The organism is Nannocystis sp. RBIL2 (genome assembly GCF_026626745.1).
Classification (GTDB): domain Bacteria; phylum Myxococcota_A; class Polyangia; order Nannocystales; family Nannocystaceae; genus Nannocystis.
This window is the reverse complement of sequence record NZ_JAPNJW010000002.1, coordinates 1281832-1298420: the sequence shown is the minus strand read 5'-3', so window position 1 is coordinate 1298420 and position 16589 is coordinate 1281832. Positions and strand designations below refer to the sequence as shown.

At 68.7% G+C, this 16589-nt stretch carries 13 protein-coding genes; all 13 read left to right on the top strand.

What is annotated here, in order from left to right; genetic code table 11:
- Positions 1–3: 3 nt before the first annotated feature.
- On the top strand, positions 4–1059 hold the full coding sequence (gene gspC / locus OV090_RS30365; protein WP_267708138.1) for a type II secretion system protein GspC: 1056 nt from the start codon (positions 4–6) through the stop codon (positions 1057–1059).
- Positions 1056–3470, top strand: a complete 2415-nt coding sequence (gspD, locus tag OV090_RS30360; protein ID WP_267708137.1) for a type II secretion system secretin GspD — start codon at positions 1056–1058, stop codon at positions 3468–3470. Before gspC ends, gspD begins: the two co-directional genes overlap by 4 nt.
- 25 nt (positions 3471–3495) lie before the next feature.
- Positions 3496–5337, top strand: a complete 1842-nt coding sequence (locus OV090_RS30355; protein WP_267708136.1) for an ATPase, T2SS/T4P/T4SS family — start codon at positions 3496–3498, stop codon at positions 5335–5337.
- Positions 5338–5343: 6 nt separating this feature from the next.
- The gene (gene gspF, locus OV090_RS30350) at positions 5344–6582 is read left to right on the top strand and encodes a type II secretion system inner membrane protein GspF (protein ID WP_267708135.1); all 1239 of its coding nucleotides are present in this window, start codon (positions 5344–5346) and stop codon (positions 6580–6582) included.
- Positions 6583–6608: 26 nt separating this feature from the next.
- Positions 6609–7055 carry a type II secretion system protein GspG gene (locus OV090_RS30345; RefSeq protein WP_267708134.1) on the top strand — a complete coding sequence of 149 codons (447 nt, stop codon included), beginning with the start codon at positions 6609–6611 and terminating at the stop codon, positions 7053–7055.
- A 47-nt stretch (positions 7056–7102) separates the two neighbouring features.
- Positions 7103–8089: a prepilin-type N-terminal cleavage/methylation domain-containing protein gene (locus OV090_RS30340; protein WP_267708133.1), complete on the top strand. Its 987-nt coding sequence runs from the start codon at positions 7103–7105 to the stop codon at positions 8087–8089.
- Between the two features lies 1 nt (position 8090).
- Positions 8091–8852, top strand: a complete 762-nt coding sequence (locus tag OV090_RS30335) for a prepilin-type N-terminal cleavage/methylation domain-containing protein (protein WP_267708132.1) — start codon at positions 8091–8093, stop codon at positions 8850–8852.
- 26 nt (positions 8853–8878) lie between these two features.
- Positions 8879–9574 carry a type II secretion system protein GspJ gene (locus OV090_RS30330; RefSeq protein WP_267708131.1) on the top strand — a complete coding sequence of 232 codons (696 nt, stop codon included), beginning with the start codon at positions 8879–8881 and terminating at the stop codon, positions 9572–9574.
- A 12-nt stretch (positions 9575–9586) separates the two neighbouring features.
- Positions 9587–10957, top strand: a complete 1371-nt coding sequence (locus tag OV090_RS30325) for a type II secretion system protein GspK (protein WP_267708130.1) — start codon at positions 9587–9589, stop codon at positions 10955–10957.
- 40 nt (positions 10958–10997) lie between these two features.
- Positions 10998–12752 (top strand): pilus assembly protein PilM, encoded by a 1755-nt coding sequence (gene pilM, locus OV090_RS30320; RefSeq protein WP_267708129.1) that lies wholly within the window; start codon positions 10998–11000, stop codon positions 12750–12752.
- Complete coding sequence (locus OV090_RS30315) at positions 12749–13357, top strand: hypothetical protein (protein WP_267708128.1); 609 nt, start codon at positions 12749–12751, stop codon at positions 13355–13357. The genes pilM and OV090_RS30315 overlap by 4 nt, the downstream gene beginning before the upstream one ends.
- A complete protein-coding gene (gene gspN / locus OV090_RS30310) occupies positions 13354–14901 on the top strand; it encodes a type II secretion system protein GspN (RefSeq protein WP_267708127.1) in 1548 nt (515 codons plus the stop codon). The genes OV090_RS30315 and gspN overlap by 4 nt, the downstream gene beginning before the upstream one ends.
- 163 nt (positions 14902–15064) lie before the next feature.
- A complete protein-coding gene (locus tag OV090_RS30305) occupies positions 15065–16483 on the top strand; it encodes a sigma-54 dependent transcriptional regulator (protein WP_267708126.1) in 1419 nt (472 codons plus the stop codon).
- The last annotated feature ends 106 nt before the right edge of the window (positions 16484–16589 follow it).

Here is a 16589-nt window from a genome sequence, read left to right as displayed (position 1 = left end):
GCGATGGAAGCCGTCTTCAAGCAGCACTTCTGGGTCGTCAAGGCGCTGGGCCTCAGCGTCGCCGCTGCGTTCGCCGCCTCGGCGTTCACCACCTGGCTCGGCACCTCGTACATCTACGAGACCCCGACCGACGAGGCCGAGGCGACCGGCACCGACACCGACGGCGCCAAGGAAGAGGAAGAGGACGAGGAGGACAAGCCCATCATCAACCCGCGGCTGATGTCGAGCCCCTCGCGCGGACCCTCCGCGGCCGACCGCAACAAGGTCACGCAGACCATCCTCTCGCTCAACCTGTTCTGCCCGACCTGCACCAAGGTCATCACGCCCGAGACCGGCCCCGGCGGCCCCGCGGTCGCGCCCGACCTCGGGCCCGGCGAGCTGCCGCAGGTCGCCGGCGGCAAGCAGCCCGGCGAGGGCCCGTGCACGCAGCCGCTGCGGCTCATCGCCACGATGGAGACCAACATGCCCGAGTACTCGTGGGCGACCATCCGTGACGAGGAAGACGGCAGCGTCGGTCCGTATTGGCCCGGCGACCGCATCCGCTCCGGAGTCTACCTCGTCAGCGTCGAGCGCAGCCTCGTCCACGTCAAGAACGGCGGCGCGCTCGAGTACATCGAGCTCGGCGTCGAGCCACCGAAGCCCTCGGCCAAGCCCGTCCAGGTGGCCGAGAAGAAGGAAGACGCGCCGCCGGCGGCGGGCGCCATCCCCGGGGCCGAGGACGCGATCAAGTGCGAGAGCGAGAACTCGTGCACCGTCGATCGCATGTTCATCGACAGCCTGTTCGCCAACCCGGCCGCGCTGACCAAGCAGGCGCGGGTGATGCCGTCGATCAAGGACGGCGAGACCAAGGGCTTCAAGTTCTACGGGATCCGCCCGGGCAGCCTGCCCAAGCTGCTCGGCATGAAGAACGGCGACCTCCTCACCTCGGTCAACGGCATCGAGCTGAAGTCGGTCGACCAGGTCATGGGCCTTTTGACCAAGATGCGCAGCGCCAGCAACCTTCAGGTCACGATTGAGCGCAAGGGCGAGTCGATCACCAAGGACATCACGATCCAATGATTGCGCGTAGCAACCCCGTCCGCCCGACTGCACTGGGCCTCGTCTCTCTCGGTCTGGCCGCTCTGACGCTCGGCCCGACCACCGTCTCCGCGTCCGCGCAGGATCCGACCACCGGCAGCCGTGGTGGCGAGCTGATCGGCGACGAGGGCGGCGGCACGCCCGGCGGCGGCCCGATCCCGTTCAACACGTGCAAGAAGACCCCGCGCGGGGCCAAGTTCACGATCACGTTGCCGAAGGAGACCGAGCTCGAGGACCTCGTCAACTGGATCATGTCGATCACGTGTCAGAAGTTCATCTGGGACCGCAAGGTGCGGTCCGGCAAGGTGACGATCCTGTCGCCCGAGCCGGTCACGGCCGAGGAGGCCTACGCGGCCTTCTACGCCGCGCTCGAGACGATGGGCCTGACGGTGGAGCCCTCGGGTCGCTACTTCAAGATCGTCGAGACCACCGACGCCAAGAACCGCACGCTGCCGACCTACGGCGACGACGCCGACGCGCCCAACAGCGACCGCTTCGTCACCAAGCTGATGCGCGTCAAGCACGGTAACAGCAAGGAGATCAGCGACGTCCTCGGCCAGCTCAAGAGCAAGTCGGGCAGCGTCGACCTGGTCGGCAACCTCCTCATCATCACCGACAAGGGCTCGATGGTGCGGCGGCTCGAGACCTTCGCCGCCGAGCTCGATCAGCCGATGGGCAGCGAGAAGATCTTCTTCTACCAGCTGCAGTACGCCAACGCCGAGGAGGTCGCGCAGATCATTCGTGACATCTTCGGCGAGGCCAAGGCCAGCGGCGGCGGCGGTGGCGGCGGCGGCGGAGCCACGGGCGGCCGTGCCGGTCGACGGGCCGGCGGCGGCGGCGGCGGCGGCGGTCAGACCGACTCGGCGATCAGCCGCGTGATCGTCGACGAGCGCAGCAGCACCCTCATCATCGTCACCACCGAGTCCGACTACATCGTCATCCGCAAGCTGATCGAGCGCCTCGACGTCAAGCTGCCCGGCGGCGGCGGCCGGATCCACGTCTACAAGCTCAAGAACGCCGACGCCACCGAGGTCGCGCAGGTGCTGTCGCAGCTGGCCACCGGCGCCAAGCAGGCCGCCCAGGCCTCGCAGCAGGGCGGGCAGAAGCCGCCCGCGGGCAACCCGGTCAGCGCCGACCTATTCTCCGGCGACGTCAAGGTCACGCCCGACCCGGCGACGCGCTCGCTGGTCATCATCGCCTCGGCGGCCGACTACAAGAACTTGGAGCCGGTGATCGAGAAGCTCGACCGCGAGCGGCGCCAGCTCTACATCGAGATCTACATGCTCGAGGTGAGCATCAAGCACAGCACCGACGCCGGCGCCGGCGGCCACTTCGGCTACCCGATCACCACCCAGCTCGGCGGCACCTCTGCCACCGCGATCGGCCTGGTCAGTAGCTCTCCGACGCCTGCGCTCAACTCGCTGCTGCTCTCGCCCGACTCGCTGAAGAACTTCACCCTCGGCATCATCGGTCCCCCGCTGATCAACTCGGGCACGATCCTCGGCACCGGCCGCGACGTCCCGGCCTTCGGCGCCGTCATCCAGGCGCTGCAGAGCAACAGCGACGTCAACGTCGTCAGCGAGCCGCACATGTACGCGGCCGACAACCAGGAGGCCACCATCGAGGTCGGCCGCAACGTCCCGACCCCGGGCGCCCTGTCCTTCGGGGCAGGTGGCGGCGGCGGCACCGGCCTGGTCCCGCTGCAGTCGGTCGAGCGCCAGGACGTCACGCTGCGCATCAAGGTCAAGCCCTACATCAACGACGAGCGCAACGTGACGATGGACGTCGAGGTCGAGGACCGCGACATCACCGAGAAGGACCCGGTGCTCGGCGTCACCACCACCAAGCGGCGCATCAAGCTCGACAAGATCGTCGGCCGCGACGGTCAGCCGGTCGTGCTCGGCGGCCTCATCCGCGACCGCGAGAGCGAGAACGTCAAGCAGGTCCCCGGCCTCGGCTCGATCCCGCTCCTCGGCTGGCTGTTCAAGAACCGCGTCAAGGAGAAGGAGAAGATCAACCTCCTCCTCATCATGGTCCCGCACATCATCGACAGCCCCGACGACGTGCGCCGGATCCACGAGCGGCGCGACAAGGAGCGGCTCGAGTTCATCGAGCGCGAGACCAACTTCCGCAAGCGCGAGCTCAAGAGCAACATCAACTACCGCAAGAAGTCCGGCATCTTGGCCGCGATCGACAAGGAGGCCCGGCGCATGGAGCAGGAGGAGCTGCTGCTGCGTCGCGCCGAGGAGGAGATGCGGCGCGAGATCATCACCGGCGAGCTCGGCCTCAGCCCGCGTTCGGCCGTCGACGACAACGTCGGCGGCGAGGGCGGGGGCGGCGGCGCGCCGCCCGCGACGGTGAACCCCGCGCCGGTGATCCGGCGCGAGCCCTGAAGCTATCCTGTTGTCTGAGATGCCCATGGACACCGCCCTCAAGACCACCGCAGAACGCAACGCCGGCCCGACCTTCGCGCCGCTCGGGGTCCGTCCGCTCGCGCGCCCGCTCGGCGAGATCTTGATCGAGATGGGCTGCACCACCGCCGAGGCGCTCGCCGAGGGTTTGCAGGCGCAGCACCTCGAGGGCGAGAAGATCGGCGAGACGCTGGTGCGGCTCAAGCACTGCTCCGAGTGGGACCTCGCGCGCGGGCTGGCGCGGCAGTTCGGCCTGCCCGCCCGCGAGAACACCGAGATCGGCGACATCCAGGACGAGCTGGTCGAGCAGCTGCCGATCCAGTACGCGCGCGCCAACAAGGTCCTGCCATACCGCCTCGACCGCGAGCGCAGCGTGCTCAGCGTCTACGCCGCCGACCCGCTGCGACTCCTCGACCTCGACGACCTCGGCACCCTCTACGACGCCGACGTCGACGTCACGCTGATGCCGGAGTCGAACGTCCTCGACCTCATCAACCGCACCTACGCGCGGCGCACCAAGGACGTCGACCTCGAGAAGAAGGAAGAGGAGTACGAGGAGGAGGACGAGGACATCCTGCACGCCTCGGCCGAGGACGCGCCGATCATCCGCTTCGTCAACAGCCTGATCTTCAACGCCTCGAAGGAGAAGGCCAGCGACATCCACATCGAGCCGGGTGACAAGGAGATCATCGTCCGCAACCGCGTCGACGGCGTGCTGCACGAGGTCAAGCGGGCGCCCAAGGCCCACCTTCCTAGCGTCATCGCCCGCGTCAAGATCATGGCGGGCCTCAACATCGCCGAGAAGCGGCTGCCGCAGGACGGCCGCATCCGCCGCAAAATCGCCGGCAAGGAGGTCGACATGCGCGTCGCCACCGTGCCCACGGCCCACGGCGAGCGTATCACGGTCCGTCTCCTCGACAAGTCCGCCGTCGCGCTCAAGCTCGACAACATCGGCATCGCGGCCGACCACCTGCGTATGATCCGCGACGTCATCAACCGGCCGCACGGCATCTTCCTCGTCACCGGCCCGACCGGTTCGGGCAAGACGACCACGCTGTACTCGGCGCTGACCGAGATCAACACGCCGGACCTCAACATCCTCACCGTCGAGGACCCAGTCGAGTACCAGCTCGCCGGCATCTCGCAGGTGCAGGTGCAGAGCAAGATCAACCTGACCTTCGCGGCCGGCCTGCGCTCCTTCCTGCGCCACGACCCCGACGTGATCATGGTCGGCGAGATCCGAGACGTCGAGACCGCCGAGATCGCGATCCAGGCGTCGCTCACCGGTCACTTGGTGCTCAGCACCATCCACACCAACGACGCCGCGACCGGCATCACGCGTCTGGTCGACATGGGCGTGCAGCCGTTCCTGGTCGCCTCATCGCTGGTCGCGCTGCAGGCCCAGCGCCTGATCCGCCGCGTGTGCGTCCACTGCTGCGAGCCGTACCGGCCGTTGGCGACCGAGCTCGAGGAGATCGGCATCATCCCCGCGGCCTTCTACGCCGGCGAGCAGGCGCTCAAGGTGCCGGTGCGCGACGAGAACGGCGAGGTCATCCCGCTGTCGGTGCCCGAGCCGCGGCGGTTGCCGCCGCGCGGTCACGTCTACCGCGCCGTCGGCTGCGACAAGTGCCAGGGCAGCGGCTACTCCGGGCGAACCGGCGTGTACGAGGTCTTGATGGTCAGCGAAGAGGTCCGCCGCCTGGCGATCCGCAACGCCGACGCCATGCAGATCAAGCAGGCGGCGCTGGCTCAGGGCCTGCGCACGCTCCGCGACGACGGCGCGCACAAAGTCGTCTGCGGCATCAGCACCCTCGACGAGGTCCTGCGCGCGACCTCGGTGGAGTCGTAACGAAGCATGCCGGCGTACGCGTATACGGGCCTGCGCAAGGACGGCAAGACGGTCAAGGGCGTCGAGTCGGCCGACACGGTCGCCGCGCTCAAGGCCAACCTCAAGCGCGCCGGCATCTTCCTCACCGCGGTCAGCGAGACCACGGCGCAGGTGGCGGCCGCGGGCGGGGCAGGCGGCCGCGAGGTCGACCTCGGGGCGCTGTTCGACCGCGTCTCGCAGAAAACGATCTCGCGCACCACGCGGCTGCTGGCCACGCTGCTTTGCGCCGGCGTCACGCTGCCCGAGTCGCTGGCGGCGATCACCGAGCAGAGCGAGAGTCGGCGGCTCAAGGGCATCCTCAGCGACATCGCCAACAAGGTGAACGAGGGCAGCTCGCTGGCCGACGCCTGCGCCCGCTACCCCGACGTGTTCCAGCCGCTGTTCATCAACATGGTCCGCGCGGGCGAGGCTTCCGGCTCGCTCGAGACCGTGCTCCTGCGCATCGCCGACTTCATGGATCAGCAGGAGGAGCTGAAGGGCAAGGTCACCTCGGCGATGATCTACCCGGCGATCATGACCGTGCTGTCGGGCGGCATCATCACGATGCTGATGCTCAACGTGGTCCCGCAGATCACGGAGATGTTCGAGGGCATGAACGCTCAGCTGCCGTGGAACACCGCGTTCCTGATCTGGCTCAGCGACTTCATCGCCGTCTGGTGGTACATGATCATCGTCGGCTTCTTCGGCCTCGGCTGGCTGTTCCGCCGCTGGCGCAAGACCGACGTCGGCCGCGCGACCGGCGACACCATCCTGCTCAAGCTGCCGATCATCGGCGACCTCGCGCGCAAGCTGGCGATCGCGCGGTTCGCCCGTACACTTGCGACCATGCTCGCCAGCGGCGTGCAGCTGCTCGCGGCGCTCGACATCGTGCGGGCGCTGCTCGGCAACTGGGTGCTCGAGAAGGTCGTCGCCACCGCCCGCGACAACATCCGCGAGGGCGAGGGCATCGCCCCGGCGCTCAAGCGCAGCGGCCAGTTCCCGGCCCTGGTGACGCACATGATCTCGGTCGGCGAGCGCTCCGGCCAGCTCGAGCAGATGCTCACCGACGTCGCCAACGCCTACGACCGCGAGGTCAACACCGCGCTCACGCGCATGACCGCGCTGCTGGAGCCCCTCATGATCGTGTTCATGGGCGGCAGCGTCGGCTTTATCGTGTTCTCGATCATGCAGCCGATCATGATGCTCAACGAAATGGCCGCGCAGTAGCCCGAGTACCTCAGGAGAGACCACCCATGAATCCGCAACTTCACACCGTCCGCCAGGCCGTCCGCCGCCGTCGTCAGAGCCGCGGCATGACGCTGATCGAGATCCTCGTCGTGCTGGCGATCATCGGCCTCATCGTCGGCGGCGTCAGCGTCGTCGCCTTCAACGCGCTCTCGGACTCGAAGGTCAAGGTCGCCTACAACGAGGTGGTCGAGATCCAGAAGCTCAGCGAGCAGTACATGCTGCAGAAGAACGACAAGTGCCCGAAGAGCATGGCGGACCTCAAGGCCGCCGGTGTCACGGCGCGCGTCAAGAAGGACCCGTGGGGCGAGGAGTACATCATCGTCTGCCCCGGTCAGCACGGCCCGGTCGACGTCACCTCCAACGGCCCCGACAAGAAGCCGTCAGGCGGCGACGACGTCAACAGCTGGGAGGACCCGAAGGAGATCGAGGCCGCCAAGGAGGAGAAGAAGTGATCGGGCGCTAGCCCCGATCGTTCTCTCCCGCGAGGATCGTCATGGCCATGCGGAGTCGACATACAGCAGCGCGGCGCGGGAGCCTCGGCTTCACGCTGATCGAGGTCCTCGTCGTCATGGGGATCCTCGCGCTGCTGATCGGCTCGGTGATCACCGGCCTCGGCGCCAGCAAGCAGGCGCAGGTGGCTCGCGTCACCAACCAGCTCGCCAACACGATCCGCTTCGCCTACAACAAGGCCCGCGTCACCGGCACCTACTACCGCCTCCTCATCGACATCGACAAGAACTCCTTCACCATGCAGCGCGGCGACGACCGCATGTACTTGCCTGCGACCGACCGCTACGGCCGGATCGTCGTCATCGACCCGGGCAAGGTGAAGGAGCGCGAGGAGCGGGACAAGCGGGCCGAGGAGAACTACAACCGGTCGCTGCAGGCGCGCGTCCTCGACGCCGTCAAGGGCGCGCCGGTCGGCAAGCCGGGCCAGACCATGGGCCCGCTCGGGCAGCCGATGGCGAGCGTGGCCCAGGGGACAGGTACTCCGGGACAGCCGACGAAGGCCGGCACCCCGGGCGCGCCCGCTACGCCGGGGCAGCCGGCGGCCGGCGCGGCCAAGCCGGGCACCACGCCGTCGTCGACCGGGTCGCTCGACAAGTACATCACGCCGCCGAAGAAGGTCCCGCGGCGCAAGCCGCCGATCTTCGGCGCCTTCGAGGACGACAACAGCCTGTCGGAGCTGCGCAAGCCGTTCAAGTTCCCGGCCGAGGTCAAGGTCATCGCCGTGCGCACCGCCGAGGACCTCAAGCCGATCACCAAGGGCGAGGCGAGCCTCTACTTCTTCCCGCAGGGCCACACCCAGCTGGCGCACATCCACGTGCAAGAGGTCGCCAACCCGGAGAACGAGTTCACCATCATCGTCAAGCCGCTGACCGGCCGCGTCGAGGTCAAGGAGGGCCACATCGACCTGGCGCTGCAGGAGGACCCGACGTCGATCCGCGACGACCTCGGCAAGAAGATGAACCGGAGGGCGTTCTGACATGACCTCGCCCGACACCAAGCGCCCGCGGCTGCGGCCGCCCGAGCAGCGCTACGCCGCGGCAGGCTTCACCCTGCTCGAGGTCATGATCGCCATGGCCGTGCTGGCGCTGTCGCTGACGTCGATGCTGACCTCGCAGATGGCCAGTCTGCGGGCCACTCGCTACGCCCAGACCATCACCTCGGTGGCGTTCCTCGCCGACTACCAGCTGATCGAGACCGAGTACATCGTCCGCAAGGAAGGCGGCTGGGTGCTCGAGGACAAGTTCTACGAGGGCACCTTCGCCGACCAGGGCTGGCCCGACGTCAAGTACAAGTGCATCGTCGACTTCCTCAAGCTGCCGGAGTTCACCGAGCTGCGCGCGGCCAAGGACGACACCGACCGGGCCAACCGCGGCGAGAGCAGCATGTACTACCGCAGCGCCGCCGATCAGGCGTTCACGGCGCTCGGTATGGTCTGGACCCCGGTCAAGCAGGCGATCGAGCGCTCGATCCGCAAGGTCAAGTGCACGGTCAAGTGGAAGAACGGCAACCTCGACGAGGAGTACATCGTCAACACCTTCTGGGCCGACCCGGAGAAGCTCAAGCAGCTGCCCGGCCTCGGCGGCGAGGCGAAGGAGGGCGACCTCGGCAACGAGAAGGCGCAGGAGGGCGGCGGCGCGGGCACGGGCACGGGCACGGGCGCCGGGGCGCAGCCGGCCGGCGGGCGCCAGACGGGCGCCACGGGCCCGGGGGCGAGCATGGGCATGGGAGGGAAGCGATGAGCACCATCGGCCATGTCGTTCCGACCATGTCCTCCAGGACAGCCCGCCAGCGCGGCCTGTCGCTGATCGAGATCCTCGTCGCGGTGGCGATGATGACGATGATGACCGCCTCGGTCTACGCCAGCTTCAGCACCACGGCGCAGAGCATGCGTTCGGCGGAGAAGACCCAGCAGAAGTACGCGGTGCTGCGCAACTGCCTGGCGCGCATGGGCACCGAGATCTCGCTGGCCTATCTGTCGCACAACCGCCCGGCGGGCGAGGACCGGCACTACACGCTGTTCGAGGGCCGCGACCAGTTCAACTCCGACAGCCTGACGTTCTCGGCGTTCGCCCACATCCGCATGCGCAAGGACGCCAACGAGAGCGACCAGTCGGTCGTCCAGTACTTCCTCGCCAAGGACCCGAACGACGCCAACCGCACCCACCTCTTCAAGCGCGAGACGCGGCGGCTGATGGCCGACGTGCCGGAGAAGATGGAGGAGTGGTGGCCGGCCTACGTGTTCTGCGAGGACATCAAGTCGTTCGACGTCAAGTTCTGGGACAACAAGCGCATCGAGTGGCGCGACGAGTGGCGCACGATGAAGCAGGACATGCAGCCCAACCGCCTGCCCGAGCGCGTGAAGATCAGCCTCGGCGTGTGGGACGCGGACCTCGGCAAGGAGGTCAAGTACGTGACCCAGACCCTCATCCCGATGCAGGAGCGCATCGACTTCTCCCGCTGAAAGGTTCACGCCGTGACCGTCGAAGCCGCCACCACCAAGCCCAAGCGACATGTCCGTCCGGCCAGGTCCGGCGCGGCGCGTCGGCGCGGCGGCGGCAAGGAGCACGGCATCGCCCTGCTGATGGTGCTGGCCTGCATCGCGGTGCTGCTGCCGTTCACCGCCGCGTTCAGCTACACCACGCGCGTCGACTGGCAGGCCGCGATCAACCTGCGCGACGAGATCTCGGCGCGCAACCTGACCCGCGGCGGGATGCGCCTGTCGCTGCTGCTGTTCGAGCTGCAGCGCATGGTGTTCAACCAGAAGCAGTTCCGGCAGATGCTCGGCACCTGGGACATCACCCAGGTCGCGCCGTACCTGATGTCGGCGTTCGGCTCGAAGGACGGCCACGAGGCCATCTCGGGCCTCGTCGGCCTCGACAACTCGACCTTCAAGGATCTCGCCATCGACCACGGCGGCTTCGAGATCCGCGTCGAGGCCGAGAGCGGCAAGCTCAACGTCAACTGCCTGGCGTCGCCGGGGCAGGGCAAGGACAACTCGCAGGCGCGCACCGTCGAGACGCTCGAGGCGATGCTGATGCCGACGCTCTACGACCCGCTGTTCGACGAGGAGAAGAGCGACGGCCAGCGCTACACCCGGGCCGACGTCATCAAGGCGATCGTCGACTACATCGACGAGGACAACAAGTCCTGGGACATGGTCAAGCTGGCGTCGTCGTCGACGCAGGAGCGCTACCGCTACACCGAGATCTTCGACCCGTACCAGCCGCGCAACGCCCGGATCGACAGCGTCGAGGAGCTGCACCTGGTCCAGGGCGTCGACGACGATCTGATGTCGGCGATCGCCGCCGACCTCACCGTCTACGGCGGCTGCAAGGTCAACCTCAACTTCGCCAGCGCCGACCAGATCGCCCTGGTGCTGCGTCACTCGGTCACCGAAGAGGACAAGTGGAAGACCGAGGGCGAGAACTTCTTGATCAAGACGCTGCCGCTGGCCCGCTACGTGGTCGACACGCGGACGATGAGCCTGTTCACCGACATGAAGGCGTTCAAGGAGTTCGTCGAGAAGCCCGACAAGCTCATGAACCCGATGGCCGCGCTCGGCGGCGGCGGGGCGGCCGGGCAGGCGCTCAACCGGGCCAACCTGCCGCGCATCCCCGAGGGCATGAACATCCGCGAGAACAGCGAGGAGGACAAGAGCTCGGGCGAGCAGCTCGGCGGCCTCAGCGACATCGCGACCATCGCGCCCGAGCGGGTCTATCGCATCGAGATCATCGCCGAGGTCGGCGCGGTCAAGAAGCGCCTCACCGCCATCTACGACATGCAGTTCGTCCGCAGCGAGGGCGCGAAGGGCACCGGCGCGTGGCTCTACCTGCGCGAGGACTGATCTCCATGGCTCCCATCTTCAACCGCAAGGACTGCCGCACGTGGCTCAGAAGTACGTAGGACTCGACCTCGGAACCTCCGAAGTCAAGGCCGTGCTCATCAACGCCGGCCTGCGCACCATCCAGGTGCTCGAGACGGTCGTCGAGCCGGTGACGCTCACCCCGCAGGGCGACACCTCGCTGGCCGCGGCGCTCGACATCGGCATCGCCGTGCTGCGCCGCCGCGGCTGGAACCACTACCCGATCGGCGTGGTGCTGCCCGGCAGCTTCGCGGCCTATCGCGTGTTCAAGTTCCCGTTCAGCGACCCGCGCCGGATCGCCCAGGCGATCGCGTTCGAGGCCGAGGGCCAGTTCCCGGTCCCGCTCGAGAACCTCGAGCTCGACCACGTGCCCGCGACCGTCTCCGGCGGCGGCGGCCAGGCGCTCGCGGTCGCGGTCCGCCGCTCCGCCATCGACCAGGTCCAGGCCGCGTTCAAGGCGGCGACGATCGACGTCAAGCTCATCACGGTCGACGTCCTGGCGACCGCGCAGGTGCTCACCGCCGACCTGCCCGAGCCAGCCAAGGGCGCGCCGGCCGAGGCGCGCACGCCGGTGGTGCTCGGCCTCGACATCGGCCACGCGACCACCGACCTGGTGGCCTTCGGCGCCAAGGGCCCGCTCGCGGCCCGCATGCTCCGCCGCGGCGGCGTGCACGTCACCCGCGCGCTGCAGCAGCGCTATCAGCTCAGCGACGCCGAGGCTGAGGCGGCCAAGCGCGACAACGCCTTCCTGCCGCACCGCGGTCAGGGCGACCTGTCGGCGGAGCAGCTCGAGTCGGCGACGCTCGTGGCCCGCGCGCTCGAGCCGGTGGTGCGGGAGATCGAGCACACGCGCATGTGGCTGCGGGCCGAGTTCTCGGCCGAGGTGGTGCAACTGCGCCTGTCCGGCGGCGGCGCCAACCTCCGCGGCCTCGACGCCTACCTGGCCGAGCAGCTCGGGCTGCCGACCGAGCGCGCCCGCCCGCGCGAGAGCCTCGGGCTCAAAGGTCTCGCGGGACATGACTGGACGGCCATGTCGGCCGCGCTCGGCGGCGCCGTCGGCTGCGCCCGCCGGCCGCTGATCCAGCTGCACAAGGACGCCGCCGTCCAGCGCGGCGGCGACGGCAGCTGGATCGCCGAGCGGATCGCCACCGTCGCCGCGCTCGGGTTCGCGATCCTCGCGTTCGGCGTGGTCGACACCGTGATCGGCTCGAGCGCGCTCGAGGCGGAGCGCGCGGCCTACGAGGAGGAGCTCGGCGAGGCCAGCCACAAGGTGTTCGGCGAGGCGCTCATTTCGAAGGCCGAAATCGAGGAGCGCCTCAACGCCGTCGACGGCCGCGACATCACCAAGCTCATCCCGCAGCGGGGCGCGCTCGACGTGCTCGCAGGCTTCGTCAAGGCGGCCACGCCGACCGGTCCGAAGCCGGCGCCGGCGCCGGCGCCGATGGTCGCGGAGGAGGGCGCCAGCCCTGACGCCGAGAGCTCGTCGGTGGCGACGCCGACGTCGCCGGTGCAGCTGCCCTCGGTCGAAGGCTCGGCGGGCGTCGTGTGGGACGACGAATTCGTGCTGTCGCTGATCGAGATCCGGCCGCGCGCGATCCAGTTCCGCGCCTCCGCCACGCGCTCGTCGGCGCAGGAGCGGTTCAAGAACAAGCTGCTGCAGACGCTGCCCTGCGTCATCCCGTTCCAGGTCGCCAAGGTGCGCGACGAGGGCACCAAGAAGGTGTTCGACCCCAACATCGAGCACGACTGCTACAGCAGCGCGGAGACCGAGTCGTGAGCGCCATCGAAACTACCCTGTTCGGGTTCATGTCCCGCTTCAACCCGCGCGAGCGGGCGCTGCTCGGCGTGCTGATGCTGGTGTTCTTCGTCACCGCGGTCGGCGTGCTCTACATGATGCGCAAGAGCTCGTTCGACACGGCCCGCGCCGAGATCGCCGAGCTGCGCGAGGCCCTCGTCCTCGTGCGCACCAAGGGCACCGCGTACGACACCAAGAAGAAGGAGAAGGAGGCGCGCGAGGGCAGGATCGCCAGCGCCCAGCCGATCGTGTTCTCGATCCTCCTCGAGGAGGCGCAGAAGGACCTCGTCACGGGCACCCTGCGCGGCGAGGAGGAGCGGCAGGCGATGGTGGTCGACGAGGAGAAGGGCCTGACCAAGCGCGTGGTCGCGTTCGAGGTCCGCAACGTCGCGCTCGAGGAGCTGCTGAACTTCCTCTCCAAGCTCGAGGGGCAGCCGGGCAACATCCTGTTCGTCGAGCGCCTGATGCTGCGCTCGCCCTCGGCGCTCGAGGACCGCCTCAACGCCGAGGTCGAGCTCGCCACGTGGCAGCTGCAGAAGCCCGAAGAGCCGGCGCCGGTGCCCGGCGGCGAGGAGGGTGAGTCGTGAAGATCCGCCTGCCCAACCTCGCCAACCTCCGCCGCGGCGGCGACCTGCCCGCGGCCCCGCCCGCGAGCGGCACGATGGTCGCGCCGGCCGCCCCGATCGGCGGCTTCGGCGATCGCATGCGCCTGTTCTCGCGGCGCCTCCGCAGCTCCGCCGGCTGGGTGTTCCTGGCCGTGTTCGTGTTCTTCGCCTTCATCTGGATCAGCCTGCCGACCCGCGCGCTCGCGTGGCGGATCGGCCACCAGGCGCGCCAGGCCGGCTACCTCATCGACATCGAGGACATGTCGGTGCGGCCGTGGGGCAGCGCGACGCTCTACAACGTCACGTGGACGTACGCGCCGTCGCACCCGGGCCAGATCCCGCACCAGATGGTGCTCGACGCGGTCGACGTCGACTTCTCGATCCTGGGCTACCTGCTGCTCGGCAACATCGATGTCGAGGTCGACACGGTGCTCGACGAGGCGCCGATCCACGCCGAGTACGCGCGCAGCAGCAGCGAGTCGAGCATCAAGATCGAGGTCACCGAGCTGCCGCTCGGCTCGGTGCCGAAGCTGCAGCAGGCGCTGGGCGCTCCGCTGCGCGGCCTGTTCGCCCTCCACGTCGACATGACGATGCCGGAGAACCTGTTCGAGAAGGCCGAGGGGTCGGTCTCGCTCGAGTGTGCCTCGTGCTTGATCGGTGACGGCCAGGAGCTGCTGTTCATCCCCGGCTCGTCGGGCATCACCGCCAAGGGCATCACCATCCCCGAGATCGACCTCGGCACCCTGGTCGGCAAGCTGAAGGTGTCGGAGGGCCGGATCACCGTCGAGGACTTCAAGACCAAGAGCGCGGACATCGAGCTCGAGGTCACCGGCGACATGCCGCTCAAGGATCCGTTCTCGAAGTCCGAGTTCGCGTTCCAGATGAAGCTGCTGGTCACGCAGGCGCTGCAAGACAAGAGCGAGACGCTGCGCTTCGCGGTGCAGACTGCTGGCCCGTCGTCGCGGATGGATCCGCCGGACGAAGGCTGGCTCGGCTTCAAGCTGCGGGGCACCGTCGGCAAGCCGCGCTTCATGGGCGTCAAGACCAAGACCACCGAGGAGCGGATGCTCGAGCGGCGGCAGAAGAACGCCGAGCGCGAGGCGGCCAAGAAGGCGCGCACCAAGTCGCGTTCGACGAAGAAGACCGAGGAAAAGGACGCGCTCGAGCGCAACAACGGGCCGGAGCAGCCGAGCGTCGGCGCCGGCGAGACCGGCGGGACGGACCGCGAGCCGACGAAGACGCCTGACTCCGAGATGCGTCCGGCCGAGCCGCCGCCGACGCCGTCGACCCAGCCGCCGCCGCCCGAGCCGGAGCCCGAGGCCCGGCAAGACGAGCGCCCGGCCGAGCAACTGCCGCCGCCACCGCTGCCGCCGGCGATGGAGGAAGTGCAGCAGCCCGAGGGTGGTCAGGGCCAAGGCCAGGGCGACGGTCAGGTCCCGCCCGAAGGCCAGCCGGACGGCCAGGCGCCGGCCGAGGCACCTCGCGAGGGCGAGGCGCCGCCGCCGAATGACGCGCCGACTGGCTGAACGCCGTGCCAGTGCGCCTTTCGTGCCAGACATGAAAATCTCGCAACGATAGGAGAAACGTCGTGGGCGGGGGTCGCGGGTTTGCGCGAGCGCGCAAAGTATGCATTACACCCGCGCATCTTCCGCCCGCAGAGTAGGCGAAGCCCCCGCGGAGGTACCGCCTATGACGAAATTTGAAGAGACCAGGCCGACCCGAATTTTGGTGGTCGATGACGAGTCAAGCGCACGCTCTGCACTCAGCGAGCTGCTGCGCGAGGAAAGTTATGAAGTCCAGTCCGCCGCCGACGGATACAAGGCGCTCGGACGCATCGACCAGTGGGAGCCGGATGTCGTCATCACCGACGTCAAGATGCCCGGCCTCAACGGCCTCGAGCTCATATCCAAACTTCGTGAACTCTACCCTGACGTCGCGGTCGTTGTGATGACTGCCTTCGGCTCGGTCGAGGGCGCCGTCGAGGCGCTCCACCTCGGCGCCGACGATTACCTCAGCAAACCCGTCGACCTGCCGCAGCTGCTCATCGTGCTGCAGCGGGTCCTGCGACACCGCGCGCTGCAACGCGAGGCCCGGCACCTCCGCTCGGCGCTCGAGAGCCAGCGCGCCGACCAGCGGGCCGGCATCATCGGCCAGTCGAAGGTGTTCCGCGACCTCCTCGGCCTCGCGCGCCAGGTCGCCGACTCGCCGGTGTCGGTGCTCGTCACCGGCGAACGCGGCACCGGCAAGCAACACCTGGCGCGCCTGATCCACCAGTGGAGCGGCCGCCGCGGCCCGTTCGTCAGCCTGCAATGCAGCGGCTTCACCGACGAGGCGTGCGCCCGCGAGCTGTTCGGGGTGCGCGACGGCGAGGCGGTGCTGCGCGAGGGCCGGCTCGTCGAGGCCGACGGCGGCACGCTCTTCCTCGCCGACGTCGACGAGCTGCCGGCGGGCGTACAGGCGGCGCTGCTGCGGTTCCTGCAGGACCGGGCGTTCTGCCGCGTCGGCGACAGCGAGCCGCTGCAGGCCGATGTCCGCGTGATCGCGGCGACCAGCCAGGACCTCGGCGCGGCCAAGGGCAGCAAGCTGCGCGAGGACCTGTACTACCGCCTCAACGTGGTCAGCCTGCGCATGCCGTCGCTGCGCGAGCGCCGGGACGACATCCCGCTGCTGGCGATGCACTTCCTGCGGCAGTTCGCCGCCCAGGCGCACCGACCGATGGTCGGCTTCAGCGAGCGAGCGCTCGGCGTGCTGCTCGGGTGCGACTGGCCGGGCAACATCCGTCAGCTCGAGAACAGCGTCGAGCGGGCGGTGGTGCTCGCGCGCGGGGCGGAGATCGAGCCGCGCGACCTGCCGCGCGAGCTGATGTCGAAGATGCGCGGCGACGACTCGGCGCCCGTGATCCCGGGCGCGTCGCTGCGAGAGATCGAGCGCTACGCGATCCTGCGGACGCTCGAGCACGTCGGCGGCAGCACGAGCAAGGCCGCGAAGATCCTCGGGATCTCGCCGCGCAAGATTCAGTACCGCCTCAACGAATACCGCGTCGCTCCGCAGACGGGGATGCCTCCCGTGCCACCCGAATCGCACGCGCACCGCGGCGCGCTGAAGTAGGGCGCAGAACATCGAACCGCGGCGCGTGACCACGGTTCACCGAGCTCACTGGCTGTCCCTGAGGACATGTCGCGTTTCTCCGGCGCCGCCGCGCTCGCGCGCGTGG

Excerpts from the sequence above, each read along its gene's own strand:
- gspC (WP_267708138.1), top strand. The coding sequence starts at position 4 with ATGGAAGCCGTCTTCAAGCAGCACTTCTGGGTCGTCAAGGCGCTGGGC.
- gspD (WP_267708137.1), top strand. The coding sequence starts at position 1,056 with ATGATTGCGCGTAGCAACCCCGTCCGCCCGACTGCACTGGGCCTCGTC.
- OV090_RS30355 (WP_267708136.1), top strand. The coding sequence starts at position 3,496 with ATGGACACCGCCCTCAAGACCACCGCAGAACGCAACGCCGGCCCGACC.
- gspF (WP_267708135.1), top strand. The coding sequence starts at position 5,344 with ATGCCGGCGTACGCGTATACGGGCCTGCGCAAGGACGGCAAGACGGTC.
- OV090_RS30345 (WP_267708134.1), top strand. The coding sequence starts at position 6,609 with ATGAATCCGCAACTTCACACCGTCCGCCAGGCCGTCCGCCGCCGTCGT.
- OV090_RS30340 (WP_267708133.1), top strand. The coding sequence starts at position 7,103 with ATGCGGAGTCGACATACAGCAGCGCGGCGCGGGAGCCTCGGCTTCACG.
- OV090_RS30335 (WP_267708132.1), top strand. The coding sequence starts at position 8,091 with ATGACCTCGCCCGACACCAAGCGCCCGCGGCTGCGGCCGCCCGAGCAG.
- OV090_RS30330 (WP_267708131.1), top strand. The coding sequence starts at position 8,879 with ATGTCCTCCAGGACAGCCCGCCAGCGCGGCCTGTCGCTGATCGAGATC.
- OV090_RS30305 (WP_267708126.1), top strand. The coding sequence starts at position 15,065 with ATGACGAAATTTGAAGAGACCAGGCCGACCCGAATTTTGGTGGTCGAT.